The sequence below is a fragment of the Tabrizicola sp. TH137 genome, assembly GCF_002855575.1.
In the GTDB taxonomy this organism is placed as follows: Bacteria; Pseudomonadota; Alphaproteobacteria; order Rhodobacterales; family Rhodobacteraceae; genus Paragemmobacter.
Genome location: NZ_PKRQ01000002.1, coordinates 487,431 through 514,428 on the forward strand (window position 1 = coordinate 487,431; position 26,998 = coordinate 514,428).

Here is a 26,998-nt window from a genome sequence, read left to right on the forward strand (position 1 = left end):
GGTCATAGTCGCATGTTGAACGTCACCCTCCGCCAGATCGAATATGCCACCGCCACCGCCCGCTTCGGCGGCGTCACCGCCGCGGCCGAGGCGCTCAACATCTCGCAGCCCGCCCTGTCCGTCGCACTGGCGCAGCTTGAACAGACGCTTGGCCAGCCGCTCTTCCTGCGCCGCCCCGGCGGGCGCATCACCCCTACCGCCTTCGGGCGCGGCTGGCTGGCCGAAGCGCAGGATCAACTCGACGCGCTCACCCGGCTCATGTCCGGAGAAACGCCAGCCGCCCCCGTGCGGCTGGCCTGTTTCGAAGACCTCGCCGCCACCCATCTTGCCCCCCTTCTCCGCAGCCTTCAGGAAAAAGCCCCCGATATCGCGATCGCCCCCGAAATCCTGCCCTTCGAGGCGATCAGCGACGGCCTCCGCCAGGCCCGGATCGACCTCGCCATCACCTGGGATCTCGGCCTTGATGCCAGCGCCGAACGCAGCGTGCTGCAACAGGTGGCCCCCCATGCCGTTGCCGCCGCCAATCATCCGCTGGCTGCCCAGGCACGGCGCGGGATCACCCTCGCCGCGCTCTCCGCCCATCCGCTCATCCTCGCCGATCAGGGGCCGTCGCTCGCCCATATGCGCGCCCTCTTCACCGCCCGCGACCTGCCCTTCACCGTCGCCCATCGCACCGCCACGCTCGATCTGATGCGCAGCTTTGCCGCGAATGGCTTCGGCATCGGCCTCAGCTATACCCGCCCCGCCGGCCGCCGCAGCCATGACGGCGCGCGCCTCGTCACCCTGCCCCTCCTCGACGCCGGCACCGAACCCATCATCCTCGCCCGCACCGCAGGCAATCCGCTCCCGCCCCCGGCAGATCGCATCGCCCGCCTCATCCCCGATTTCTTCACCCCCAGCCCCGACAGCGACCAGGACGGAGACGCCTGACAAGATGACCGCAAATTCCTACGATACCGGCCGCCTCAACCTGCCCTTCGTCGGCATCTCGACCTTCGGCAAACGCCCCTATATCGCCGATTGGGAGGCGATCGAGGCCGATATCGCCATCCTCGGCGCGCCCTTCGATTTCGGCACCCAGTTCCGCGCCGGCGCCCGCTTCGGACCAAGGGCAGTGCGCGAGGCCTCCACCCTCTTCTCCTTCGGCCATGCCGGGGCCTATGACCATGAGGATGACGTCACCTATCTCGGCCCGGATATCCGCATGGTGGATATCGGCGATGCCGACATCGTCCATACCGATACCGAAACCAGCCACGCGAACATCGAAAAAGGCGTCCGCGCCATCCTCAAGGCCGGCGCCCTGCCCGTCACCATCGGGGGCGATCATTCCATCAACATCCCCTGCATCCGCGCCTTTGACGGGCAAGGCCCCATCCACATCCTCCAGATCGACGCCCATCTCGATTTCGTCGATATCCGCCACGGCGTGCGCCACGGCCATGGCAACCCGATGCGCCGCGCAGCGGAAAAGGACTATGTGACGGGGATCACCGCGCTCGGCATCCGCAACGTCTCCTCCACAACGAAGGAAGGCTACGATGCTGCCCGCGCCATGGGCGACGATATCCTCTCCGTCCGCCAGGTCCGCAAACTTGGGCCAGAGGCCACCGCCGCCCGTATCCCCGCAGGCGCGCGTGTCTATGTCACCATCGACATTGACGGGTTCTGCCCCTCCATCGCGCCCGGCACCGGAACGCCCAGCCATGGCGGCTTCCTCTATTACGAGGTGCTGGAAATCCTCCAGAACGTCGCCAACCGGCATGACATTGTCGGCATCGACCTCGTCGAAGTCGCCCCCGACTATGACCGCGACGGCACCACCGCCATCCTCGCCGCGCAGGTGCTGCTCAATTTCCTCGGCTTCATCTTCCACGCCCGCAAGGGGCGGGGCTGACCCGGATCGCCACGGCGCGCACCGGCGTTTTCACGAGTGGAGGAAGGGCGGTCAGCCCTTCTTCTTGTCCTGGAATGCGGTGATCCGCGAGGCCGAATTGGCCACCAAGACGACGGCAGCCTTCGGCTTTTCCTTCTTCGGCTTCTTGATTTCCTTGTTGGAGCGCATCTGTCCTTTGGCCATTGGCCCATCCTCTCCGGCTCGGCCGGGATGGTCCCGTGACCAGATCGGCAAGGGGGCGCGCCAGATCGCGGGGGCAATGATCTGCACCCGCCGCCGTCCCATGCCCTGCTCTGCGCCCCGCAGCCGCCGCTGTCAACCGGCGTGATGCTCAGCGATACAAGAGCGACCGTCCATTCGCGAAGACATGCACCTTTTCCGGCGCCGCCGTCAGCGACACAGACTTGTGGCGCAGCCCGGCATGGATGCCCGGCAGCTTGGCCACCACCTGCGCCGCCTCGCCCTGCCGCTTGAAGTAAAGCAGCGTCACCTCTCCCAATGCCTCGGTGATCTCCACCTCGCCGGTAAAGATCGCCTCGCCCGTGGCCGCCACCAGGTCTTCCGGCCTGACCCCGATATTGACCTTCATCCCCTTGTCCGTCGCCATCGTCGGCACCCGCGACCGCGCCACCCCGCCATTCTCCAGCCGGACAACAGTCGTCTCGCCCGTCTCCACCACCTCGCCCGGCAAGAGGTTCATCGCAGGGCTGCCGATGAACTGCGCCACGAACTCGTTCTCCGGCCGTTCATAAAGGTCCAGCGGCGTGCCCACTTGGCTGATCCCGCCCCCCGCCAGCACGACGATGCGCGAGGCCAGCGTCATCGCTTCAACCTGATCATGCGTCACATAGATCATGGTGGAATTGGGCATCTGTTCCTTCAGTTGCGCAATCTCGATCCGCGTCGCCACCCGCAGGGCGGCGTCAAGGTTCGACAGCGGCTCGTCAAAGAGATAGACCTTCGGGTCCCGCACGATGGCCCGCCCGATCGCCACCCGCTGCCGCTGCCCGCCCGACAGCGCCTTCGGCAGACGGTCCAGATAGGGCGTCAGTTGCAGGATCTTCGCCGCCTTGTCCACCGCCGCCGAAATCTCTGCCGCGCTCTTCTTGGCGATCTTCAGGGCAAAGGCCATGTTGTCCCGCACCGTCATATGCGGATAAAGCGCATAGGACTGGAACACCATCGCGATGCCCCGCTGGGCCGGCGGCACATCGTTCATCTTCACCCCGTCGATGGTGAATTCCCCGCCCGTGATCCGCTCCAGCCCCGCGATCATCCGCAGCAGGGTGGATTTCCCGCAGCCCGAAGGACCGACGAAGACGATCAATTCCCCCGTCTTGATGTCAAGGTTGATGTTCCGCAGAACCTTCACCTCGCCATAGGCCTTCTCGACATTGACCAGTTTCAGGTCCGCCATCCGTCCACCCTCCCCTTAAACCCTGCGCGCGATGCAGCAGCCCCAGCCGGGCAGTTGCACCTTGCCACCCGCGGGCGCGACGCTGCCCACGCTTTCGCCGATCCGTTCCCAATGCCCCGTCGGAAGCGCAACCTCCGCCGCCGCCTCGCCCAGATTGAAGGCGCAGAAGATCTCGATCCCCCCGCTGCGCGTGAAGGAGAACACGTCCCCCTCCGCCTTCCATCCCGACATGCGGCCCTGCGCAAAGGTCGGATGACCCTTCCGGAAGGCCAGCACGCTGCGATAATGATGCAGCATCGACCCCTGCTCCGCCTCCTGCGCCGCCACGGCCAGCGGGCGATGCGGCGCCGTCACCGGCAACCAGGCGCGTTCGGCACTGGAAAAGCCGCAGAGCCCGTTATCCGTGACCCAGGGCATCGGGGTCCGGCATCCGTCCCGCCCCTTGAACTCCGGCCAGAATTCGATCCCGTAAGGGTCCTGCAACTCCTCGAACGCGATCTCGGCTTCCGGCAACGCCAGTTCCTCGCCCTGATAGAGGCAGACCGACCCGCGCAGACACATCAGCATCGTCGCGTAAACCCTTGCACCCGCGTCGGAAAGCCCCCAGCGCGTCACATGCCGCACGGTGTCATGGTTGGAATAGGCCCAGCAGGGCCAGGCATCCGGGGCCGCCGCCGCCAGCCGATCGAACACCGCCGCCGCCGACCGCGCCGTCAACCGCGCCGGTTGCAGCATCTCGAACGGATAGCACATCTGCACCTTATCCCCGCCCGAGGTGTATTCGGCCATGATCTCCAGCCCCCGCTGGGCATCGCCCACCTCGCCCACCGCCGCCGCGCCATAGGGGGTCAGCACCGCGCGGAATTTCCGCAGGAATTCAAGATTTTCGGGCTGGTTCTTCGAAAACAGGTGCAACTGATGGTTATAAGGGTTGACCGAAGGCGCGATGCTGTCATTGCGCAGTTCAGGCGGCAGCGACGGGTTGTCGCGCAGATAGCGGTCCGCGAAATAGAAGTTGATCGTGTCCAGCCGGAACCCGTTCACCCCCCGCTCCAGCCAGAACCGCGCCACATCCAAAAGCGCCTCCTGCACCGGCGCATGATGCAGGTTCAGGTCCGGCTGGCTGGTCAGGAAGTTGTGCAGATAGTATTGCTGCCGCCGCCCGTCCCATTGCCAGGCGCTCCCGCCAAAGACCGACAGCCAGTTGTTGGGCGCCGTCCCGTCCGGCTTCGGCTCCGCCCAGACATACCAGTCGGCCTTGGCATTGCTCCGGTCCTTCCGGCTTTCCTTGAACCACGGATGCTGGTCGGATGTATGCGACAGCACCAGGTCGATCATCACCTTCAGGCCCAGCTCATGCGCCCGCGCCACCACCCGGTCGAAATCGGCAAGGCTTCCGAACATCGGATCGACGTCGCAGTAATCGCTCACGTCATAGCCGAAATCCTTCATCGGGCTGGTGAAGAAGGGGCTGATCCAGATCGCATCCGCCCCCAGCCCCGCGATATGCGGCAGCCGCTCCACGATGCCGCCCAGATCGCCCACCCCGTCGCCATTGCTGTCCTGAAAGCTGCGGGGATAGATCTGATAGATCACCGCCCCGCGCCACCAGTCGGCATCCTGGCCGATCACTTCCGTCATCCGTCCGTCTTTCTCACTTCACCGATCCGGCCAGCAGGCCCCGGACCAGGTATTTCTGCATGGCGAAGAACACCGCCAGCGGCACCGCGATACTGATGAAGGCCGAAGCCGCCAGAATTTCCCAATCCCCGCCGCGCGACCCCATCAGCTCCTTCAACTGCCCGGTCATCACAAGCTGATCCTGCGTCGATCCCAGGAAGACCAGCGCCACCAGCAGATCATTCCAGGTCCACAGGAACTGGAAGATGGCGAATGACGCCAGCGCAGGAAAACTCAGGGGCAGGATGATCCGCAGAAAGATCTGGAAATCCGTCGCCCCGTCCACCCGCGCGCTCTCGATGATGTCACGCGGCAACCCGGCCATGTAATTCCGCAGCAGATAGATCGCCAAGGGCAGGCCAAAGGCCGTATGCGCCAGCCAGATGCCCAGATAGCTCTTCCCGATCCCCGCCTTCAGATGCAGTTGCAACAGCGGGATCAGCGCCAGTTGCAGCGGCACCACCAGCAGCCCCACCACCGCCGCCACCAAAAGCGCCCGCCCCGGAAAATCCATCCAGGCAAGCGCATAGGCCGCAAAGGCCGCGATCAGGATCGGGATCACCGTCGCCGGGATCGACACGGTCAGCGTGTTCAGGAACCCGCGCCCCAATCCTTCGGCATTCAGCACCCTGACGAAATTCTCCGTCGTGAAACTCGGCGCCTGCGTCGAGGTCACGAAGATGCGCTCGCCCCGCGTCCCCTCGAAAGGCGTGGCCGAGGTCAGGCGATAGCTGCCATCCCCGTTCACCGTAAGCTCATAGCCGTCATTCGTCGTCACCGTCTCGCCCACCGGATAGGCGGCCGGATCGCGCGAATTGATGCCGAAGGCGCTCACCTCGCCCGCCGCCACCCCGTCAAAGACATTGCCGGAAATGACGTAAAGCCCGCCCTCCTGCACCGCCGTATCCGGCGCCCCGGCGCGATACTGGACCGAAGCCTCCTGCGGAAACAGCGACTGCCACCACCCGCTTGTCAGGATCTGGTCGCGGTCCCGGAAGGACGACACAAGCAAACCGAAGGTCGGGATCGTCCACAGCAGAACCAGCGCCGCCGCCGCAAGATTGACCAGCCAGGTCAGGCTGGATTTCTGACCGACGATATTGTCCATCAGCGCATCTCCCTGCGGGCGTTCCGGATGTTCCAGATCATGATCGGCAGCACCAAGAGCATGATCACGATGGCAATGGCCGAGGCGCGGCCGCTATCCTGCCCTCGCACCAGCCAGTCATACATGTAATTCCCAAGGACCTGCGTCCCCCATTGCCCGTTGGTCATCGCCAGCACGATGTCGAACACCTTCAGCACGGTGATGGTGATCGTCGTCCAGACGACAAGGATCGTCCCCCAGATCTGCGGCACCTTGATCTTGAAGAACAGTTGCAAGGGCGAAGCGCCATCCAGGATCGCCGCCTCCACCGTCTCCTCCGGAATCCCGCGCAGCGCCGCCGACAGGATCACCATGGCGAATCCGGTCTGGATCCAGATCAGCACCACCATCAGAAGAAAGCTGTTCACGATCTCATGCGTCAGCCATGTCTCGGGCGTGCCGCCAAAGGCCTCCACGATGGCATTCAGCAGGCCGATCTGGTTCTGCCCCTCGGGGCGGAAGTCATAGACGAATTTCCAGATCACCGACGCGCCGACGAAGGAAATCGCCATCGGCATGAAGATCATCGCCTTGGCGAAATTGCCCCAGCGGATGCGGTCCGTCAGCGCAGCCGCCACCAGCCCGAAAAAGGTGGAAAAGGCCGGCACAACAATCAGCCAAAGGATGTTGTTGCGCATGGATTCAAGGAATTTCGGGTCGCTCACCATCCACTGATAGTTGTAAAGCCCCACGAATTCCCGCCCGTTCGCATCCATCACCGAAAGATAGACCGACCAGAACAGCGGATAGACCAGATAGAGCGCCAGCAGAACCAGCGCCGGAAACAGGAACAGCCAGGGCCGGATCGCATTCGCCCGGTTGATATTGCGGCTGATATCCGGACCCGAGGCCGGGAAAATCCGGTCCAGGAGAAGGTTGGTCAGAAAGAAGTAGAGAAGGCAGCCCCCCACCCCGATCACGATGGTCGTCGCCGCACCGAAGAACTGTTCCACCGCTCAGACCCCCTCCCAAACGTCTGATGTCTTTCCCGCACCGCCCGCCGGCCCGCATCTGGCCCGCGCCCTCCGGTTGGGGGAAAAAGGATGGCCCGCCGCCCTCAGGCGACGGGCCATGTCTCGCGCCGTTTACTGCAACGAATCCCAGGTCGCCTGGATCGAGTCGGCCACTTCCTGTGCCGACTTGCCGCCGACATAGTCCACCATCCCGGTCCAGAACACGCCCGCGCCCACGCCGCCCGGCATCAGGTCCGACCCGTCAAAGCGGAAGGTCGTCGCATTCAGCAGGATGTCGCCCATCTTCTTCAGCGTCGGGTCGCCGTAGAGATCGGTATTCACGCCCTTATGCGGCGTCAGGAACCCGGTCTGGTTCATCCACACCTCATGCGCGATGGGCGTGGTCAGGAAGTCGATGAAGGCCCGGCCCGCTTCCGATTCCTTCATCAGACCCATGGTCGTGCCCGCGCCCAGCACCGGCTGACCCAGATCCTGCTCGGCAAAGGCCGGGAAGTAGAAGAAATCCGCATCCTCGCCGATCACCGTGCCTTCCGGGAAGAAGGACGGGATGAACGACGCCTGACGGTGCATGTAGCACTGCGGCGGCGAGGCAAAGAGCCCCTTGGGGCTGTCCCGGAAATCGGTCGATGCGACCGAACCCGCGCCACCCGACACATAGGCATCGTTCTTGGCAAAGGCGCCGAACTGGTCGATGGCGTTCACGACGATCGGGTCATTGAACTTCAGCTCGTTCGACACCCACTTGTCATAGTTCTCAGGGGTGGTCGTGCGCAGCATCATGTCCTCGACCCAGTCGGTCGCGGGCCAGCCCGTCGCACCGCCCGACCCCAGGCCGATGCACCAGGGCGTGCCGCCATCGGCCACGATCTGATCCGTCAGCGCCTTGAGTTCCTCCATCGTGGTCGGAACTTCATAGCCTGCATCCTCGAAATTCTCCGGCACATACCAGACCAGCGACTTCACATCGACCTTGTAGAAAAAGCCGAAGGTATTCGCCGCCCCATCGGTGCCGGGGAAGGTCACCAGATCCACCCAGGACTGGCCCGCCGCGTAATTGTCCTTCGTCCATTGCACGATTTCCGGCGCCATCGGCAGGACCTGCCCCTTCGCCGCCATGCCGCGCATCAGGCCCGGCTGCGGAAACACCGCCACATCCGGCGGCGACCCTGCCTCGGCGTCGATCACCACCTGCTGCTCAAAGCCTTCCGCCCCGATATACTCCACATCCGCACCCGTGGCCGCCTCGAAATAGGCGATCACGCTTTCGAACAGCGCCTGGTCCACGCTCAGCCACGGCCCCAGCACGGTGATCTTCTGGCCGTCCAGATTGTACTTCTCGTCAAAAGCCTTGTAGCTGTCCCAGTTGAAGGCACCCTCGCCGATGGGAAACTTCAGGTCCTGCGCGGACGCGGTACCGGACAGCAACGCAAGCGCCGCCGCGCCTGCGAGAAACTTCGCTTTCATGGTCATCCTCCCGATTCCCCCGCCCTCTTGACGGGGCACATCCCAACTCCGGCCAGAATCATACTCAAACCGCTTTGGATGCCGCACCCTTGCCGATCCCTCCCGCCAAGTCAATCAAAAGCGCGGCGGCAAAGCCGCCAGACGCCTGCGATATTGGCGACTGCGCCGCGAAAACGTTTCCCGACCGCCGCGCTTAACCTTTGACCTTGACAGATCGAATCTCTAACCTCCCCCCGAAATTGAAATCGGTTTGGAACCGCAACCCACCATGAACCTCAAGGAACTGGCCACCAAGCTGGGCCTCTCGCCCACGACCGTCAGCCGCGCGCTGAATGGCTATCCCGAGGTGAACGAAGCCACGCGCGAACGCGTCATGGCCGCGGCCAAGCGGCACAATTACCGCCCCAACACCCGCGCCATCCGCCTTGCCACCGGCCGCGCGCTGGCCATCGGCCATGTGATCCCCCTCGCCACGCGGCACGAGATCATGAACCCCATCTTCGCCGATTTCATCGCCGGCGCGGGCGAAACCTATTCCCGCAACGGCTATGACATGCTCCTCTCCGTCGTCCCCGACGAGGAAGAGGAACAGGCCTATCGCGACCTCAAGTCGCGCGGCAGCGCCGATGGCGTGATCCTGCACGCCCCCCGGATGAACGATCCCCGCATCCCCCTGATGCATGAAATCGGCATTCCCTTCGTCGTCCATGGCCGCGCCACCGACACCGCCCTCCCCTATTCCTGGGTGGATGTGAACAACCGCCGCGCCTTCCAGCGCGCCACCGAATTCCTTCTCGATCTGGGCCATGCCCGCATCGGCCTGGTGAACGGCCTCGAATTCATGGATTTCGCCATCCGCCGCCGCACCGGCTATGCCGATGCCCATGCCGCCCGCGGCCTGCCCCTCGACCCCGCGCTGATGTCCTCCGACGAGATGACCGAAATCTCCGGCTTCCGCGCCGCCTCCGCCATGCTTGACCTGCCCGATCCGCCGACGGCCTTCCTCGTCGCCTCCATGATCTCGGGCATGGGCGTCCGCCGCGCGATCGAGGGGCGCGGCCTGACCATGGGGCGCGACATCTCGGTCATCATCCATGACGATGACCTCTCCTATCTGAAGAATGGCGATGACGTGCCGATCTTCACCGCCACCCGCTCCTCCGTGCGCGAGGCGGGGCGCATCGCCGCCGAAATGCTGCTTGCCATCATCACCCAGCACGGCAGCGAACCGCAGAACCGGCTTCTCGAAGCCGAACTCATCATCGGCCAGTCCACCGGACCGGCCCCCCGCCGGGCCTGACCCCATGACGCTTTCCCGTTTCGACTTTCCCGAAGGTTTCCTCTTCGGGGCCGCCACCGCCGCCTACCAGATCGAAGGATCACGCTTCGGCGGCTGCGGCCCCTGCCACTGGGACAGCTTCGCCGCCACCCCCGGCAATGTCCTGCGCGCCGAGGACGGCGCCACCGCCTGCGACCATTACCACAACTGGCCCGCCGATCTCGACCTGCTGCGTCAGGCCAATATGGATGCCTACCGCTTCTCCACCTCCTGGGCGCGCGTCATGCCGGATGGCGTCACCGTCAATCCCGAAGGTCTCGCCTTCTACGACCGTCTGGTGGACGGGATGCTCGAACGCGGCCTGCGCCCCTTCCAGACCCTCTATCACTGGGAACTGCCCTCGGCTCTGGCCGACAAGGGCGGCTGGGCCAATCGCGACACCTGCCTCCGCTTCGCCGATTTCGCCGAAACCATCACCCGCAGCCTGGGCGACCGCGTCGCCTCCATCGCCACGATCAACGAACCCTGGTGCGTGGCCTGGCTCTCCCACTTCCTCGGCCATCACGCGCCCGGCGTGCGCGACATCCGCGCCGCCGCCCGCGCCATGCACCACATCCTGCTCGCCCATGGCCTCGCCGTGGAACGGCTGCGCGGCATGGGCCAGCCCGATCTCGGCATCGTGCTGAACTTCGACCATGCCACCCCCGCCTCCGCCAGCGCCGAGGATCAGACCGCCGCCGCCCGCGCCGATGGCATATTCAACCGCTGGTTCATCGAGGCCATCACCCGCCAGACCTATCCCGAGATCGTGCTGGAAGGCCTCGCCCCCCATATGCCCGACCGCTGGCAGGAGGACATGGCCACCATCGGCCAGCCGCTCGACTGGCTCGGCGTCAACTACTACACCCGCCACCTTCAGGCCCATGATCCCGCCGCGCCCTGGCCGCATCTGCGCGAAGTGCCGGGCCCCCTGGCGAAAACCCAGATGGGCTGGGAGATCTATCCCGATGGCCTGCACGGTTTCCTCACCCGCATGGCGCGCGATTACGTGGGCGACCTGCCGATCTATGTCACCGAAAACGGCATGGCCAATGCCGATCAGCCAGACCTCCCCGACACGATGCGCGAAGATTTCCTCTTCGCCCATCTCGCCGCCACGAAACAGGCCATCGCCGATGGCGCCAATGTCCGGGGCTTCTTCTACTGGTCGCTTCTGGACAATTACGAATGGGCCTTCGGATATGAACGCCGCTTCGGCCTCGTCCATGTCGATTTCGACAGCTTGAAGCGGACCCCCAAAACCTCCTATCACGCCCTCGCCCGCGCATTGGCGCGGAACGACTGACGGAGCGTTCCATGACCCTCGCCATCCTCGCCGATATCGGCGGCACGAATACAAGGGTCGCCCTTGCCGATGGCACCGCCATCCGCGACGGCAGCGTCGCCCGCTTTTCCAATGCCGAATACAAGGCGCGCGGCCAGGACATCGCCCATATCCTGCGCGACTACCTCGCCACCACCGGCGCCCGCCCCGATGGTGTCTGCGTCGCCGCCGCAGGCCCGGTGCAGGATGGCGTGGCCAGCATGACCAATCTCGACTGGGTCATGGACGCCGCCAAGCTCGCCACCGCCACCGGCGCGCGCCGAGTCGCCCTCCTCAACGACCTTCAGGCACAGGGCCATGCGCTCGGCCATATCGCGCCCGCCCATCTGCGCGCACTCATCCCCGGCCCGGCCCATCCCGGCGCCTCCCTGCTCGTCGTCGGCCTCGGCACCGGCGTCAACGCCGCCCCGGTCCATGGCCAGGGCGCGGCCCGCGTCGTGCCGCCCTCCGAATGCGGCCATGTCAACATGCCCGTCCGGTCCGAAGAAGACCTCCGCCTGATGCGCTTCATCGAAACCCGCCTCGCCGCACAGGGCGAGGTCGCCCATTGCGGCGTCGAGGAAGTGCTTGCAGGCCGCGGCCTTGCCAATCTCCACGCCTTCGCCGCCGCCGAAGTCGGCCATCCCGCCGAAAAGACCTCTGCCGAAGTGCTCACCGCCCTCGCCGCGGGCGATGCCACCGCCACCCATGCCGCGCGGCTCTATACCCGCATCCTGGCGCAGGTCCTCGCCGATCTCGCCCTGATCCACCTGCCCTATGGCGGCATCTACCTGATCGGCGGCATGTCCCGCGCCATGACCCCGCATTTCGCCCGCTTCGGCCTGACCGACAGCTTCCGCGAAGCCCGCCGCGTGGACCTGCTGCAAAAGGATTTCTCCGTCACCGTGGTCGAGGATGATTTCGCCGCCCTCACCGGCTGCGCCGCCTATCTGGACGCCACCACCTGACCCGGTTCACCCCGCATTAAGGTTAACGCGCCCCCCCGCCCTCACTTTCTGTCGAAAAATATCCTCGGGGGGTGAGGCGCGGCACGCGCCGAGGGGGGCAGACAGCCCCCCTGCAACGCCCGCCATCCCTCACCCCGGCAGCCGCTCCCGCAGGAACTGCAAGGCAACCCCCAACCCGTCCGGCGCGATCCCGTGCCCGGTCCCCTCCATCACATGGCCAAAGGTCTCGAACCCCGCCGCCACCAGCGCCTCCCCTGCCTTGCCCATATCCGCAAAGGGCACGACCGGATCCTGATCCCCATGGACAAGCAGCACCGGCGGCTTCACCACCGCCTCCGCCGCCAGCAGCTCCGGCACCAGCAACCGCCCGGAAATCGCCACCACCCCGGCCACCGCCGCCGCCCGCCGCGGCGCCACATGCAACGACATCATCGCCCCTTGCGAAAACCCGACCAGCGCCAGCGCCTCCGGCCCCAGCCCCTCTTCCGCCAGCCGCGCATCCAGAAAGGCGTTCAGCAGATCGACCGACGCCGCCATCCCCTCCCGCGCCGCCTCTTCCGAAGACCCGTCCAGCCAGGGGATCGGAAACCACTGGAAACCGAAGGGGCTTCCCACACAGCGCTGCGGCGCATCCGGCGCGACAAAGACCGTATCCGGCAGATGCGGCGCCAGCGCATCCCCCAGACCCAGAAGGTCCGCCCCATCCGCCCCATAGCCATGCACGAACACCACCAAAGACCGCGCCCGCCCGCTCCGCGCCGCCTTGCGCCCGAATGTCAAACCGCTCACCGGATGCCCTCCCGTTCCTTTGCCACCCGGTAGTAGGCCCAGAGCAGCCGCGCCGCAACCGCCCGCCAGGGCGACCAGGCCTCAGCCATGGCCCGCAGCGCCTTTTCCCCGGGCCGCGCCTCCAGCCCGAACAGCATTCGCGCCGCCTCCTGCAAGGCCAGGTCCGCCGGCGCAAAGACATCCGCCCGCCCCAGTGCGAACATCGCATAGATCTCCGCCGTCCAGCGCCCGATCCCCGGCACCGCCACCAGACCCGCCACCACCTCCTCGTCGGGCATGTCCCGCAGCGCGGCGAAGTCGATCCCCGCCTGCGCCAGCGCCTGCCCATAGCGCGCCTTCTGCCGCGACAGGCCCGCCGCCCGCAGCGCCTCGTCCGACGCCGCCGCCATCACCCCCGGATCACACAACCCCGCCGCCTCCAGCCGCGCCCAGATCGCATTGGCCGAAGCAACCGAAACCTGCTGGCTCACGATCGCCGACAACAGCGCCCGAAACCCGTCCTCCCGCCGCCGCAGCGGCAAGGGCCCCGTCATCTCCAGCGCCGCCGCAAAGCGCGGCTCGCGCTCCGCCAGCCAGGCCGCCCCCTCGGCCACGCAGGCCTCCGTCCGAATGATCCGCCCGACCAAGATGCCATCCCCCGCCATGCCGCTTCATCTTGGCCCAAATACTCATGCCGACACCAGCCACCCCGCGCAGCCGCCCAAAGTGAAAGACCCACCCCCTCCAGACATTCACCCGCGCGCATTTGTCCCTTGCCCCCGACGCGCCAGAGGATAACCCTGCATCCATGACCGACAGCACCGCGCCCACCGACTCCACCGCGAAACGCAATGTCCTCGTCCTCGTCGCCGCCCAGGCGATCCTTGGCGCCCAGATGCCGATGATCTTCACCGTGGCGGGGCTGGCCGGGCAATCGCTCGCCCCGAATGTCTGCTGGGCCACGCTGCCCATCACCGCAGCCGTCATCGGCTCCATGCTGACCGCCACGCCGATCTCGGCCTTCATGCAGAAATACGGCCGCCGCGCAGGCTTCGCCATCGGCGCGCTGGGCGGCGGGATCGGCGGCGCGCTCGGCGCCTATGCGCTCTCGACCTCCAACTTCGCCCTCTTCGTGATCGCCGCCCTCTTCACCGGCATCTATATGTCCGCCCAGGGCTTCTACCGTTTCGCCGCCGCCGACACCGCCTCCGACTCCTACCGCCCCAAGGCCATCTCGCTCGTCATGGCGGGCGGCCTGCTCTCCGCCGTCCTTGGCCCGCAACTGGTCAAGCTCACCGCCGAGGCGATGGTCATCCCCTTCCTCGGCACCTATCTCGCCATCATCGCGCTCAATGCGGTCGGCGTCTTCCTCTTCACCCTGCTCGATATCCCGAAACCCCGCCCCCCCGTCGCTGGCGCCGCCACCGGCCGCAGCCGGGCCGAGATGATCCGCACCCCCGTCATCGCCGTGGCGATGATCTGCGCCACCGTCTCCTATGCGCTGATGAACCTCGTGATGACCTCCTCCCCCCTTGCCGTGGTGGGCTGCGGCTTCACCAAGGGCAACGCGGCGGATGTCGTCACGGCCCATGTCCTTGCCATGTATGCGCCCAGCTTCTTCACCGGCCATCTCATCGCCCGTTTCGGGGCCGAGAAGATCGTCGCCACCGGCCTTGTCATCCTCGCCGGCGCCGGGGCCGTCGCCATCGCCGGGGTCGCGCTGGAGAATTTCTTCATCGCCCTCATCCTGCTCGGCCTCGGCTGGAATTTCGGCTTCATCGGCGCCACCACCATGCTCACCGCCGCCCAGGCACAGGAAGAGAAGGGCCGCCTCCAGGGCCTGAACGACCTCGTGGTCTTCGGCGGCGTGACGCTCGCCTCCTTCTCCTCGGGCGGTTTGATGAACTGCTCGGGCGGATCGGTCCAGTCGGGCTGGCAGGCGGTCAATTTCGCCATGCTGCCCTTCCTCGTTCTCGCCGGAGGGGCGCTGATCTGGCTCGCCCTCCGCCCGCGCGAGGCGCGCTGAAGATCAGCCCGCCAGCGCCAGAAGCCGCGCCTCGGCGGCGCTCAGGGCCGGGCGGTTGTCGCGGGCCGCATCTCCCACCGCAACCTGCAACCCCTCGACGACCAGCGCGCAGGGCGTCACCGTCTCGATCTCGAACCAGACCTCGCTCGCCGGGGCCTCGACCAGACGCAGGTTCTGCCCATCGACCAGGGCCCCCACCGGCGCCAGCGCCTCCTCGACGCCGAAATAGGCGGCCAGCCGGTCGCCCGCCACCACGATCATCTGCTCGGGCGCGAGATAGAGCGGCTCCGACCCCCGGCCCGCGCCCCGCGCCTCGCCGGACACGAACACAGCCTTGGCCCCGGCCCGCGCCACCATCACGGCGCGAAGGGCCGAAATCTCCACCGGCCTTTCCCGGCAACAGGACAGGATCTCACCAACCCGCAGCGTCTCCACCGCGCGCCATCCCGCGGGCGTCATCAACCTGGAGCCGCGCAGAAAACCGCGCGGCGACGCCGCCACTTCGACATTTACCGGAACAATGGGCGATACGATGCTCATTACAGTCCAGACCGCTCCGGTTCACACGGCGGCAGGTCGGGATGACCTGCAACTTCCTCCTACCGTGACAACCATCCGTGGTCTCAAACGGACGCAATTCAGGATTTTCTAGGGCATCACCCATCAATTTGAGGATATCTGTACGAATCCCCCCGGAATGGCGCAGAGCGGCGGGAAGCCGCCATCACAGACCCCCGCGCAGCCCCGCGCGCAGCAACCCCCAGCGCCGCGCGAATTCCGACTGGCCCAGACCGCCCGCCGCCACCCGCCCCGGCTCCCGCGCCGCCTGCCGCAGGATCGCTTCCGCCTGCCATGCGGCGATCGTGGCCGCCCGCGCAGGCCCCATCCGCCGCACCCCCTGCCGCGCCGCCTCCAGCCGGGCCAGCCCCTGCCGCGCCAGCGCCGCCACCGCCTCCGGCCGGCCATCGACCAGCGGCACCCGCCCCCGCGCCTCCAGCTCCGGCACCGCCCGTAGGAATCCCGCCAGGCCCGCCGCCCAGCCCGCCGCGCGCAGCGCCGCCTCATCCGCTCCGCTTGCCCCCAGCGCCCGCCCCGCCAGCCACATCACCCCGCCGCCCGTGTCCTCCAGATAGGCCGCCAGCGCCGCCCCATCCTCGAACGGCGCGCGATAGACGTCCCAGCGACGCGCCTCCACCAGCGCATCCAGCGCCGGCAGCGGCAGCCCAGCCTCCGCGATCAGCGCCGCCAAAGGCCCTGCCACCTCATGCGCCCGGGCAGGCCGCCCCTCTGCCGCCTCGGCCACCACATCCCGCCACCATTGCAGCCGCATTTCGGCAATCATCGGCTCCTGCGTCACCCAGGGCGCGCGCGCCACTTCCAGATTGAAGGCATAAAGGACAAATAGCCGCCCCCGCGCCGCAACAGGCGCCGCCATCACGGCGGCAAAGCGGTCGGCATCGCCCCGCTCCACCAGCGCCGCACAGGCCCCGATCGCCGCCGGGCTCAGCCCTTCCACCGCGCCACCGTCAAGAGATACCCGGTTTCCGCCCGCACCCGCCGCCACAGCGCCGCCTCCTCCGCGCAGATATCCAGCATCGCCGACAGCCGCGCATCCGCACCGGCCCGCAGCGCAGCAATCCGCGCCTCCATCGGCCCGTAATACGCCTCCCAGGCCGCATCGCCCAGGGCCCGCACCCCAAGGCTCTCATACCCCGCATCCGCCACGGCCGCCGCGATCCCGGCCGCATCCCGCGTCGGATACCCCTCCCAAAACCCCATCGCCGCCGCCGACGGCGCATCCGCAAAGAAGCAGGGTTCCGAAAAGGCCAGCACCCCGCCCGGCCTCAACGCCCCCGCCATCCGCGCCAACCCCGCCTCCAGCCCCAGGAAATACAGCGCCCCGGCACACCAGATCAGGTCGAAAGGCCCCGCCGTATGGCTGGCCAAAGCCGCCATATCGGCCTCTTCCACCACCACCCGCCCCTCACCGGCAAAGCGCGCCCGCATCTGCGCCACGAAACCCGGATGGCTGTCGATGGCCAGAACCCGCGCCCCCGGCACAGCCAGCAGCGCCGCCACATCGCCCCCGGCCCCGGCCCCCGCATCGCAGATCGCCGCCCCCTCCGGCACCCCGGCCAAAGCCAAGGCCCAGGCCACGTCGCCCGCCTCCCCCGGCCCCTCGCGCGGCAGGTCGCTATGAACGGCGAAAAAGCTCTCCCAATCCATCACGCGCCAATGCCCACCGGCTGCCCCACATCGCGGATCAGCTTCCAGTTGATCGCATCCAGCAGCGCCTCGAAACTGGCATCCACGATATTCGCGCTCACCCCCACGGTGGACCAGCGCCGCCCCCGCGCATCCTCGCTGTCGATGATGACCCGCGTCACCGCCTCGGTGCCGCCCTGCGTGATCCGGACCTTGAAATCCACCAGCTTCATGTCGTCGATCACCGCCTGATAGGGGCCAAGGTCCTTGCCCAGGGCCTTGGCCAGCGCGTTCACCGGCCCCCGGTCCGTCCCCGTCTCATCCATCGACTCGCTGACCGACAGCATCTTCCGCTCGCCGATCTTCACCACGACCACGGCCTCGGACAGGCTGACCATCTCGTTATACTTGTTCTTCCGCCGCTCCACCGTCACGCGATAGCGCTTCACCTCAAAGAACTCCGGCAGCAGCCCCAATTCCGCCCGCGCCACCAGTTCGAAACTCGCCTGCGCGCCGTCATAGGCATAGCCCTGATCCTCGCGCGCCTTCACCACCTCCAGAATCCGCCCCAGCCGGGCATCCTTCGGATCGACCTCGATCCCCGCCGCCGCCAGCCGCGCCCGCAGGTTCGACTGCCCGGCCTGATTGCTCATCGGGATGACGCGCTCATTCCCCACCACGCCCGGATCGACATGCTCATAGGTCGAAGGGTCCTTCAGGATCGCGCTCGCATGCAACCCCGCCTTATGGGCAAAGGCCGACGCCCCCACATAAGGCGCAGACCGCAGCGGCACGCGGTTCAGGATATCGTCCAGTTGACGGCTCACCTGCACCAGCCCCGCCAGCGCCTCGCGGCTTACCCCCACCTCGAACCGGCTCGCATAGGGTTCCTTCAACAGCAGCGTCGGGATGATCGTCGTCAGATTCGCATTCCCGCAGCGCTCCCCCAACCCGTTCAAGGTTCCTTGGATCTGCCGACAGCCCGCATCCACGGCCGCCAGCGAATTTGCCACCGCATTCCCGGTATCGTCATGGCAATGGATGCCCAGCCGATCCCCCGGCACGCCTGCCGCGATCACCTCGGCCACCACGCGCCCCACCTCGGCGGGCAGCGTGCCGCCATTCGTGTCGCAAAGCACCACCCAGCGCGCCCCCGCCTCCAGCGCCGCGCGCAGACAGTCCAGCGCATAGGCCGGATTGGCCCGATAGCCGTCGAAGAAATGCTCCGCATCCAGCAGCGCCTCGCGCCCCTTGGCCACAGAATGCGCCACGCTCGCCCGGATCGCCTCGCGGTTCTCCTCCAGCGTGCATCCCAGCGCGGTGCTCACATGAAACTCATGCGTCTTCCCCACCAGACAGACGGCAGGCGTCCCCGCATCCAGAACGGCCGCCAGCACATCATCATTCTCCGCCGACCGCCCCACCCGCTTGGTCATCCCAAAGGCCGTCATCCGCGCCCGCGTGCGCGGCGCATCGGCAAAGAACTCGCTGTCGGTCGGGTTCGCCCCCGGCCAGCCACCCTCGATGTAATCCACGCCCAAGGCATCCAGCGCCGCCGCAATCACCCGCTTCTCGGGGGTGGAGAACTGCACCCCCTGCGTCTGCTGCCCGTCCCGCAGCGTGGTGTCGAACAGATACAGCCGCTCGCGGGTCATGCGCGCCCCTCGCCTTCACTTTCTGTCGAAAAATATCCTCGGGGGGTGAGGCCGAAGGCCGAGGGGGGCAGACAGCCCCCCTTCTGCGACGCCAGCCCCCTCACAGCAACCCCTCCAGCTTCGCGACATCGAATCCCGGCCCGGGCAGCAATTCCACCCCCGCCTTCGACATCCGCACCTCCACCCCCGCCGCCAGCAGCGCCGCCTTCATCGCATCGACCGGGGCAAAGTCCTTCGTCTCCATCGCCGCCGCCCGCAGCGCCGCCAGCCGCGCGGCAAAGGGCGCAAGGTCCACCCCCGCCTCGGCCCAGCCGCCCATATGATCCTCCAAGAGACCCATAAGCCCAGCCGATGCCTTCAACCCCGCCGCATCCCCGGTGGCCGCCAGCGCATGCAGTTCCGCAATCGCCCCCGCCGTGTTCAGGTCGTCCGCCAGCGCCGCCACCACCGCCTCCGACGGCACCGACGGCGCGACGCCCGCCACCATCCCCCGCCATTTCCGCAAGGTAGCCTCCGCCTGCGCTGCCTTCTCCGCCGTCCAATCCATCGGCTTGCCGTAATGCGTCCCAAGGAACACCATCCGGATCACCTCTCCCGGTATCCCCTGATCCAAGAGATCCCGCACCGTGAAGAAATTGCCCAATGACTTGGACATCTTCTTCCCTTCCACCTGCAACATCTCGTTATGCATCCAGACGCGGGCAAAATCCGCCTCCGGATGGGCACAGCAGCTTTGCGCCACCTCATTCTCGTGATGCGGGAATTGCAGGTCGATCCCGCCGCCATGAATGTCGAAACTCGCCCCCAGCAGCGCAAGGCTCATGGCCGAGCATTCGATATGCCACCCCGGCCTCCCCCGGCCCCAGGGGCTCTCCCAACCCGGAAGCGACGCATCCGACGGCTTCCACAAGACGAAATCCATCGGGTCTTCCTTGAAGGGCGCCACTTCCACCCGTGCCCCCGCGATCATGTCATCGACCGACCGCCCCGACAGCCGCCCGTATTCCGCGAAAGACCGCACCCGGAACAGGACATGCCCCTCCTTCGCATAGGCATGGCCCCGCGCGATCAGGTCCACGATCATCGCGATCATCTGGCCCACATACGCCGTGGCCCGCGGCTCATGCGTGGGCCGCAGCGCGCCGAGGGCATCCATATCGTCATGATACCAGCGGATCGTCTCTTCCGTCCGCTCCGCGATCAACTGCTCCAGCGTCCCCGCCGCCCCCGCCTCCTTCCGCGCAAGCGCCGTGGCGTTGATCTTGTCATCCACGTCGGTGAAGTTGCGCACATAGGTCACATGCTCCGGCCCATAGACATGGCGCAGCAGCCGGAACAACGTGTCGAACACCACCACCGGCCGGGCATTGCCCAGATGCGCGCGGTCATAGACGGTCGGCCCGCAGACATAGACCCGCACATTGCCTGCGTCGATCGGGGCGAAGACCTCCTTCGCCCGCGTCCTCGAATTGTGCAGCCGGATCGTCACCATGTCCCAAACCCCTTCCCGGCCCGCCGTCACCGCAGCCAATCGCCCCTCCGGCGCGGGTCTAGCAACTTCGTCTTTCCCTGGGAATGACAAGAAGGCCCGCGCGACCGAAGGTCAGCGCGTAATGCAGCAGATGCAGAGGATGCCCGTCCTGTTCATGCCCCATGGCTACAGCCATTCGCCCCGCCTGCCAAGCCCCCCGGCAGCCGTCCACCGTCGCGGCCCCCATCCGCCCCATCCACCGCGCCATGCGACGGGACGGTCGGACATGCCCGAACCCACGCCCCCTCCCGCCCCACGCCACCTGCCCCCGCACGCCCACCCGTAGGATGGGCCATCCGGCCCATCGCCCCCGCCGTTCCGCGCCTTCCACCAGACCCTCACGCGCGCCTTCCCACCTTCCCCCGCACGCCCCCGCGTAGGATGGGCCATCCGGCCCATCGCCCCCCCACCTGGCCCATCCCGGCGCACCCCGTTAACCTTGACACCTCCGGGCCACGCCGCGCGCCGCGTGACCACAGTTTGCGGCACAGAACGCGGCACAGCGCACGGCACAGGCCATGACACCGCCACCGCGCCCAGCCCGGACCGGCGCCACTTGCACTTTTTCAACACTTTCCCACGCCACCGCCCGCATCGTGGCCACAGTTTGCGGCACAGTTCACGGCACAGGAAACGGCACAGCCGATTCCACCCAAATCCCTGATTTCCCGCAGGGATTTTCTCCCCCTTGCAGCCCCCCGCAATCCCGGCTCATCTCGCAGCGGGAGAAGGACAATCATCACCATGGATCACGACGACCTCCGCCACTGGTCGAAAATCGCCGCCGACTGGGCGCATGACTACCACGCAGGCCTGCGCAACCGCCCCGTCCGCGCCCCCCTGACCCCCGGCAGCATCGCCGCGCAACTGCCTGATGCGCCACCGGAAGATCCCGAACCGCCCGAGGCGATCTTCGCCGATTTCGCCCGCATCATCCCGCCGGGTCTGACCCATTGGCAGCATCCCCGCTTCTTCGCCTATTTCCCCGCCAATGCCTCCCCCGCCTCCATGCTGGCCGAACAGCTCGCCAATGCCATCGCCGCGCAGGGCATGCTCTGGCAAACCTCCCCGGCCGTGACCGAGGTGGAACAGGTCATGATCCGCTGGCTCGCCCAGTCCCTCGGCCTTCCCGCCACCTTCACCGGCACGATCCATGACAGCGCCACCACCGCCACGCTCTCGGCCATCCTGACCATGCGCGAACAGGCGCTGGGCTGGGCGGGCCTGCAACAGGGCCTCTCCGGCCAGCCCCGCCTGCGCCTCTATGCCAGCGCCGAAACCCATTCCTCGGTGGTCAAGGGCGCCCGCATCGCCGGGATCGGTCAGGAAAATCTCGTGAAGATTCCGACAGATGCGACGCTGTCCATGAAACCGGGCGCATTGGCCGGGGCCATCGCCGCCGACCGCGCGGCGGGCTTCCTCCCCGCCGGCGTCATCCTCTGTGCAGGCGGCACCTCGGTCGGGGCCTTCGACCGCATCGCCGATTGCATCGCGGTGGCCAAGGCCGCGGGCCTCCCCGTCCATGTCGATGCCGCCTGGGCCGGCAACGCCATGATCTGCCCGGAATTCCGCACCCTCTGGGCAGGGGTGGAGGGGGCCGACAGCATCGTCTTCAACCCCCATAAATGGCTCGGCGCGCAATTCGATTGCGCCGTCCAGTTCCTCGCCGATCCGGGGCCGCAGGTCCGCACCCTCGGCCTCCGCCCGACCTATCTGGAAACCGCAGGCCGGGAAGAGGTCACCAATTTCAACGAATGGACGGTGCCACTGGGGCGGCGCTTCCGCGCCCTTAAGCTCTGGTTCACCCTTCGCGCCTATGGTCTGTCCGGTCTGCGCACCCGGATTCGCAACCATGTGGATTGGGCGCGGCAGGCCCGCGATGCGCTGGCGCGGCTCTCCGGCGTGACGATCACCACGGAACCCTCGCTCTCGCTCTTCACCTTCGCCCTCGCGACGGATCAGGAAACGGAACGCTTGCTCACCCGCATCAACGATGATGGCCGCATCTACCTGACCCAGACCCGTCACGCGGGCCGCTATGTCATCCGCGTGCAGGTGGGCCAATTCGATTGCACGGCCGAAGATGTTGCCCTTATCCCGCAGGTCGTGGCGGAACTCATGTGAAAAAGGCGGCCCGTGACAGGCCGCCCTTAACACTTCGTTAACCCTTTGCGGGCGTCAGAACCGGAACCCCACCCGCGCGTTCAGCGTGGTCGCGTCGATATCCGTCCCGCTGCCGACGAAATTGTCGAACCGGTGCTCCATCAGCTCCGCGCCCAGCGTCATCTGGTCGCTCACGGCATAATCCACCCCAACCCCGAGGCCATAGCCATTGTCGGCCCCCAGCGTCGTGTCGGCCCGCACCGCCGCCACCGTGCCATAGACCAGCGCCGGACCCATGTCATAGCCCCCGATCAGCTTCAGCCGCGAGATGCTGTCCAGCGAGGTGCCGCCGCCCAAGTCTATGTTCGCCCAGTCGAAATTCCCCTCGACCCCGGTCACGAACTGTCCGAAATCGGCGCGATACCCTGCAAAGAGGCCCGCCGTCTCGCCATCGCCCGCCAGCGCGCCCGTCGATCCGACATCGCCATAGCCAAGCTGACCCCCGACATAGAGCCCGCTCCAATCCGCCGAAGGGGCCGCCACCGGAACCGGCGCCGGGGCGACCATCGGCTCTTCGGCCACCTGCACCGGGCCACCCGCCAAAGCGGGCATCGCGCCCAAAGTCACGGCCGCTGCCGCCATCGCCATGCTGCGTTTCATCATCTGTCTCCTGTGCCTGCTGCGCGGCCCTCCCACCCGCAGGCTGCGGGCGACAGGCCGTCTCGTGCCCCAGACCTGCGCCCCTTTCCCCTGTGCGGCAAGGCTGGGTCGCAGCTTGGTGATGGCCCGTGAGGGTCTTGCGCAGGAACTGGCGCAGCCTTCCGCCCGGTCCCGGCCAGAATTCGCCTATCCCCTCAAAATCACGTGGGAATTTCTCGCATTCGCGTGACTGAAACGGCTACGCCCGCTCGGCCAGGGCCAGCCATTCCTCTTCCGCCGCCGCCAGCGCCTGCTGCCGTTCCGCTATCGCCTCCGATGCCTTGCGGAACTTCGCCGGCTCCTTCGTGAACAGCTCCGGGTCCGACAGAAAGTCGCCAAGCTTGGCAATCTCGGCCTCCAGCCTCTCGATCACCGCCGGCAGGGCCTCCAGCCGCTTGCGCTCGGTAAAGCTCAAACCCTCCGCCCGGGCCGCCTCTGCCCCGGCCGCCTCGGCCCTGACCTCCGCCCGCGCGGCCTCGCCCCGCCCCGTCCGTCCCGCCTCTTCCGCCACGGCGGGCCGCTGCGCCGCATAGTCCGACCAGCCCCCGGGATAGACCGTCGCTCGCCCTTCGCCTTCCAGCGCGACCGTGGCAGTTGCCACACGGTCGATGAAATCGCGGTCATGGCTCACCAGCAGGACCGTGCCGTCATATTCCCCCAGCACATCCTGCAACAGATCCAGCGTTTCCACATCCAGATCATTCGTCGGTTCGTCCAGAATCAACAGGTTGGACGGTTTCGCCATCAGCTTGGCCAGCAGAAGCCGCGCCTTTTCGCCGCCCGAAAGGCTCTTGACCGGCGCCCGCGCCTGCCGCTCGTCAAAGAGAAAATCCTTCAGATAGGCCACCACATGGCGCGGATTGCCCCGCACCATGACCTGATCGGAATTGCCCGATACCCGCATCATCGGATCGCCCGTCAGGTTCTCCCACAGGCTCGCCTCGGCATCCAGTTGCGCGCGGGTCTGGTCAAAGACCGCGATCTCCAGATTTGTGCCAAGGCTCACCGCCCCCGCATCGGGTGCGACCTCGCCCACCAGCATCTTCAACAGCGTCGTCTTGCCCACCCCGTTGGGGCCGACAAAGGCCACCCTGTCCCCGCGCAGCACCCGCAGGTCAAACCCCTTGACGATCACCTTGTCGGCAAAACGTTTTTCCAGCCCCTTCGCCTCGATCACCCGCTTGCCGCTGGTGGTCCCGGCTTCCAGTTCCAATGCCGCCGTCCCCTGACGGCGGATCATCGACGCCCGCTCGTCGCGCAGCGCGGCCAGCGCCCGGACCCGGCCCATGTTCCGCTTGCGCCGCGCGCTGATGCCCTCGACGGCCCATTTCGCCTCAGCCTTGATCTTGCGCTCCAGCTTGTGGCGCGCCTCATCCTCTTCAGCCCAGACGGTTTCGCGCCATTCCTCGAACCCGTCGAATCCCGCTTCCCGCCGCCGCACCTCGCCCCGGTCGATCCAGAGCGTGGCCTTGGTCAGCGCCTTCAGAAAGGCGCGGTCATGGCTGATCAGGACAAAGGCGGTGCGCGTCTCGGAAAGCTGCGCCTCCAGCCATTCGATGGCCTGGATGTCCAGATGGTTCGTCGGCTCGTCCAGCAGCATCAGCTCCGGCGCCTCGGCCAGCAGCTTGGCCAGCGCCGCCCGCCGCCTCTCCCCGCCCGAGGCAGTGGCGACCGGCGTCTCGGGCCGGAACTTCAACCCTTCGGCCACCATCTCCACCCGATAGGCCTCGCCTTCGGGAAGCTGGCTGGCCGCATAATCCCCCAAGGTGGCAAAGCCGGAAAGATCGGGGTCCTGCTCCATATAGCCGACCACCACGCCGGGCGGCACCACGCGGCTGCCCTGATCGGGTTCCACCAGCCCCGCCATCACCTTCATCAGGGTGGATTTCCCCGACCCGTTCCGCCCCACAAGGGCCACCCTGTCGCCCGGCTGCACCACAAGGTCCAGCCCGTCGAAAACGGGATTGCCGCCAAAGGTCAGGGTGATACCGGAAAGCTGAAGAAGAGGTGCGCGTGCCATGGCGGCTCAGGTATGCGGGGCAGGCTGCAAGGTCAACGCCTCTTGCTCCCGCTAGCGTGCATCCCCCCGCAAAAGGCGCGCCCGCGCCGGCGGAACCGCGGCGATTTCCACGCCGGTACAGACATGCAGCGTCCCCAGATCGCGGTCCACCACCGCGTGATCACTGACCCAGCCCCCCATCGCCAGATAGCTGCGCAGCAAGGGCGGCATCTGCACCATGGCCCGCCGTGCCTCATGGGGTGCTGGCGAAAGGTTGATCGTCTCGAACGCCTTCCGCCCGGGCCGCAACCGCTCCGGCGCCAGATGCCGGGCTGCAAGGGCTGCAAAAGCATCGGCATAGGGCGCAGGGTCCGTCCCCGGAAAGGACGAACAACCGAAGAGCAGCGCCACCCGCTCGGCATCCACCCGGCGCGTCAACGCCGCCCAAGCAAGGCGGAGCGCATCCGGATCACGCCCCCCCGCCGCCATGCAGAACCGGCCAACCTCCAGAAACGGGCCGGAAATTTCGCGAAATGCGGAAAGATCGTAGAATTGTCCGGTATAGGTCCGGCCCAGTTCCGCCCCGTCCGACAAAAGCTGAAGGCGGCAGGTGCCAACCAGATCACCGCCTGCCGCCGTCTCGATCAGCAGGTGGTCGCATTGCGCGTCGAACGCATCGGCATCCAGCCCCGCCGTCCCGCGAAAGGCATGATGCCGCAGACGTTGCGCCGCCCGCAGATCCGCCGTCCCTTCCGCCCATCGGACGCGATAGCGCCCCTTGCTGAATTCCATGCCCACACCGCTTGCCGCTTGGCTGACCGAAGCGCAAAGCCTAGATATGAAGCGGGGACAAGAGCCGGGGCAAGGCCCCGCAACAGCCGCAAGGAAGGATCAGTCTGATGGACAAGGTGGTGAAATCCGATGCCGAATGGCGGTCGCAGCTTTCGGACCTCGCCTATCGCGTAACGCGCAAACACGCCACGGAACGCGCCTTCACGCATGACAATTTCCCCAAGGCGCCCGGCACCTATCGCTGCATCTGCTGCGATGCCCCTCTGTTCTCGGCGCGCAACAAATTCGACAGCGGCACGGGCTGGCCCAGCTTCTGGCAGCCCATCGACCCTGAAATGGTCGGGGAACAAGAGGATCGGACCCTCTGGATGCGGCGGACAGAGGTTCATTGCAACCGCTGCGACGCCCATCTCGGCCATGTCTTCCCGGACGGCCCCCCACCGACCGGACTGCGCTACTGCATCAACGGCGTGGCGCTGACCTTCGATCCCGAGGAGTAAGCTTCTGATACCGGGCCGCGCAGGCGGCCCGTATCAATCTCCGGTGATCACGCCCGGCGCAATGCGGCCAAAGCTGCCCAGAAGCTGCTGGATCAGGCTAAGCCCCTTCACGCTCGATTCCGTCACGCGGCGCGACAGGGGCACGACTTTCCCACGCTCCAGCCCGAATCGTTCGATGTTCTGGACGGTGCCGTTCTCGCTGAAGGTGATCGAAACGACCTGACGGTCGATCTCACGCGGCTCGAAGGCGCCGCGATATTCCCACCGGCTTTGCACATAGAACCAGCCGACATCGTTCAAGAGGCCCGAGGCCGACGGACGTCCCACCTTCTCGGTCACCGTCTCGCGCGTATCCACGCCGACCTCCACCAGTGCCAGATCGGCATCGGTCGGAACATAGCCGTGGTTGCGATAGAGCGTGGAGCAGGCGGCCACCGCAACAAGGACCAGACCCACCATCCCGGCCCGCAGGATGCGGGCGGCACCCGAAAGGGCCGTCATCTTGCCGTAGAACCCCATTCCGTTCCCACC

25 protein-coding genes are annotated in these 26,998 nt (G+C 66.7%); 8 read left to right on the forward strand and 17 right to left on the reverse strand.

Annotation, left to right across the window (positions count from 1 at the left end; genetic code table 11):
* Positions 1-12 precede the first annotated feature (12 nt).
* A complete protein-coding gene (locus tag C0V75_RS07755) occupies positions 13-930 on the forward strand; it encodes a LysR family transcriptional regulator (RefSeq protein ID WP_101920326.1) in 918 nt (305 codons plus the stop codon).
* A 4-nt stretch (positions 931-934) separates the two neighbouring features.
* A complete protein-coding gene (speB, locus tag C0V75_RS07760; protein WP_101920327.1) occupies positions 935-1,897 on the forward strand; it encodes an agmatinase in 963 nt (320 codons plus the stop codon).
* Between the two features lie 51 nt (positions 1,898-1,948).
* On the opposite strand, the gene C0V75_RS23935 is transcribed toward speB, so the two are convergent.
* The 6 genes from C0V75_RS23935 to C0V75_RS07785 form a co-directional block, all read right to left on the reverse strand.
* Positions 1,949-2,080 carry a hypothetical protein gene (locus C0V75_RS23935; protein ID WP_256377156.1) on the reverse strand — a complete coding sequence of 44 codons (132 nt, stop codon included), beginning with the start codon at positions 2,078-2,080 and terminating at the stop codon, positions 1,949-1,951.
* 148 nt (positions 2,081-2,228) lie between these two features.
* Entirely contained in the window at positions 2,229-3,314 is a 1,086-nt protein-coding gene (locus C0V75_RS07765) for an ABC transporter ATP-binding protein (protein WP_101920328.1), read from the reverse strand.
* A 15-nt stretch (positions 3,315-3,329) separates the two neighbouring features.
* Positions 3,330-4,955, reverse strand: coding sequence for an alpha-amylase family glycosyl hydrolase (locus tag C0V75_RS07770; protein WP_101920329.1), 1,626 nt, complete (start codon positions 4,953-4,955; stop codon positions 3,330-3,332).
* A 13-nt stretch (positions 4,956-4,968) separates the two neighbouring features.
* Complete coding sequence (locus C0V75_RS07775; RefSeq protein ID WP_101920330.1) at positions 4,969-6,102, reverse strand: carbohydrate ABC transporter permease; 1,134 nt, start codon at positions 6,100-6,102, stop codon at positions 4,969-4,971.
* Complete coding sequence (locus C0V75_RS07780; RefSeq protein ID WP_101920331.1) at positions 6,102-7,094, reverse strand: carbohydrate ABC transporter permease; 993 nt, start codon at positions 7,092-7,094, stop codon at positions 6,102-6,104. Before C0V75_RS07780 ends, C0V75_RS07775 begins: the two co-directional genes overlap by 1 nt.
* A gap of 132 nt (positions 7,095-7,226) precedes the next feature.
* Positions 7,227-8,579 (reverse strand): ABC transporter substrate-binding protein, encoded by a 1,353-nt coding sequence (locus tag C0V75_RS07785; protein ID WP_101920756.1) that lies wholly within the window; start codon positions 8,577-8,579, stop codon positions 7,227-7,229.
* Between the two features lie 268 nt (positions 8,580-8,847).
* Between C0V75_RS07785 and C0V75_RS07790 the strand changes: the two genes are divergently transcribed.
* The 3 genes from C0V75_RS07790 to C0V75_RS07800 are packed head-to-tail and all read left to right on the forward strand — an operon-like array spanning position 8,848 to position 12,189.
* A complete protein-coding gene (locus tag C0V75_RS07790) occupies positions 8,848-9,879 on the forward strand; it encodes a substrate-binding domain-containing protein (RefSeq protein ID WP_101920757.1) in 1,032 nt (343 codons plus the stop codon).
* 4 nt (positions 9,880-9,883) lie between these two features.
* Entirely contained in the window at positions 9,884-11,203 is a 1,320-nt protein-coding gene (locus C0V75_RS07795; protein WP_101920332.1) for a GH1 family beta-glucosidase, read from the forward strand.
* Positions 11,204-11,214: 11 nt separating this feature from the next.
* Positions 11,215-12,189, forward strand: a complete 975-nt coding sequence (locus C0V75_RS07800) for an ROK family protein (RefSeq protein WP_101920333.1) — start codon at positions 11,215-11,217, stop codon at positions 12,187-12,189.
* A gap of 129 nt (positions 12,190-12,318) precedes the next feature.
* Here the strand turns inward: C0V75_RS07800 and C0V75_RS07805 are convergent, their stop codons facing one another.
* Both C0V75_RS07805 and C0V75_RS07810 read right to left on the reverse strand, forming a co-directional pair.
* Positions 12,319-12,978, reverse strand: a complete 660-nt coding sequence (locus tag C0V75_RS07805) for an alpha/beta hydrolase (RefSeq protein WP_254216402.1) — start codon at positions 12,976-12,978, stop codon at positions 12,319-12,321.
* A complete protein-coding gene (locus tag C0V75_RS07810; protein WP_101920759.1) occupies positions 12,975-13,607 on the reverse strand; it encodes a DNA-3-methyladenine glycosylase in 633 nt (210 codons plus the stop codon). The genes C0V75_RS07805 and C0V75_RS07810 overlap by 4 nt, the downstream gene beginning before the upstream one ends.
* Positions 13,608-13,765: 158 nt before the next feature.
* On the opposite strand from C0V75_RS07810, the gene C0V75_RS07815 reads away from it, so the two are divergent.
* On the forward strand, positions 13,766-14,983 hold the full coding sequence (locus tag C0V75_RS07815; protein WP_101920334.1) for an MFS transporter: 1,218 nt from the start codon (positions 13,766-13,768) through the stop codon (positions 14,981-14,983).
* Between the two features lie 3 nt (positions 14,984-14,986).
* Here C0V75_RS07815 and C0V75_RS07820 read toward each other — a convergent pair whose 3' ends face one another.
* The 5 genes from C0V75_RS07820 to cysS all read right to left on the reverse strand — a co-directional run bounded on the left by C0V75_RS07820 (position 14,987) and on the right by cysS (position 20,335).
* Entirely contained in the window at positions 14,987-15,523 is a 537-nt protein-coding gene (locus C0V75_RS07820) for a Hint domain-containing protein (RefSeq protein WP_101920335.1), read from the reverse strand.
* 184 nt (positions 15,524-15,707) lie between these two features.
* Positions 15,708-16,499 (reverse strand): squalene/phytoene synthase family protein, encoded by a 792-nt coding sequence (locus tag C0V75_RS07825; RefSeq protein WP_254216403.1) that lies wholly within the window; start codon positions 16,497-16,499, stop codon positions 15,708-15,710.
* Positions 16,487-17,209 carry a trans-aconitate 2-methyltransferase gene (locus C0V75_RS07830; RefSeq protein WP_101920336.1) on the reverse strand — a complete coding sequence of 241 codons (723 nt, stop codon included), beginning with the start codon at positions 17,207-17,209 and terminating at the stop codon, positions 16,487-16,489. The genes C0V75_RS07825 and C0V75_RS07830 overlap by 13 nt, the downstream gene beginning before the upstream one ends.
* A complete protein-coding gene (cimA, locus tag C0V75_RS07835) occupies positions 17,209-18,843 on the reverse strand; it encodes a citramalate synthase (protein WP_101920337.1) in 1,635 nt (544 codons plus the stop codon). The genes C0V75_RS07830 and cimA overlap by 1 nt, the downstream gene beginning before the upstream one ends.
* 100 nt (positions 18,844-18,943) lie before the next feature.
* The gene (gene cysS / locus C0V75_RS07840) at positions 18,944-20,335 is read right to left on the reverse strand and encodes a cysteine--tRNA ligase (protein WP_101920338.1); all 1,392 of its coding nucleotides are present in this window, start codon (positions 20,333-20,335) and stop codon (positions 18,944-18,946) included.
* A gap of 783 nt (positions 20,336-21,118) precedes the next feature.
* On the opposite strand from cysS, the gene C0V75_RS07845 reads away from it, so the two are divergent.
* Complete coding sequence (locus tag C0V75_RS07845) at positions 21,119-22,498, forward strand: pyridoxal-dependent decarboxylase (protein ID WP_101920339.1); 1,380 nt, start codon at positions 21,119-21,121, stop codon at positions 22,496-22,498.
* Between the two features lie 54 nt (positions 22,499-22,552).
* On the opposite strand, the gene C0V75_RS07850 is transcribed toward C0V75_RS07845, so the two are convergent.
* The 3 genes from C0V75_RS07850 to C0V75_RS07860 all read right to left on the reverse strand — a co-directional run bounded on the left by C0V75_RS07850 (position 22,553) and on the right by C0V75_RS07860 (position 25,967).
* Positions 22,553-23,137: an outer membrane protein gene (locus tag C0V75_RS07850; protein WP_101920761.1), complete on the reverse strand. Its 585-nt coding sequence runs from the start codon at positions 23,135-23,137 to the stop codon at positions 22,553-22,555.
* A gap of 238 nt (positions 23,138-23,375) precedes the next feature.
* Positions 23,376-25,196, reverse strand: a complete 1,821-nt coding sequence (locus C0V75_RS07855; protein WP_101920340.1) for an ABC-F family ATP-binding cassette domain-containing protein — start codon at positions 25,194-25,196, stop codon at positions 23,376-23,378.
* A gap of 51 nt (positions 25,197-25,247) precedes the next feature.
* Positions 25,248-25,967, reverse strand: coding sequence for a GNAT family N-acetyltransferase (locus C0V75_RS07860; RefSeq protein WP_101920341.1), 720 nt, complete (start codon positions 25,965-25,967; stop codon positions 25,248-25,250).
* Positions 25,968-26,074: 107 nt separating this feature from the next.
* Here C0V75_RS07860 and msrB point away from each other — a divergent pair, with 107 nt between their 5' ends.
* On the forward strand, positions 26,075-26,467 hold the full coding sequence (gene msrB / locus C0V75_RS07865) for a peptide-methionine (R)-S-oxide reductase MsrB (protein WP_101920342.1): 393 nt from the start codon (positions 26,075-26,077) through the stop codon (positions 26,465-26,467).
* A gap of 33 nt (positions 26,468-26,500) precedes the next feature.
* On the opposite strand, the gene C0V75_RS07870 is transcribed toward msrB, so the two are convergent.
* Complete coding sequence (locus tag C0V75_RS07870; protein WP_371410675.1) at positions 26,501-26,986, reverse strand: outer membrane protein assembly factor BamE; 486 nt, start codon at positions 26,984-26,986, stop codon at positions 26,501-26,503.
* Positions 26,987-26,998 lie beyond the last annotated feature (12 nt).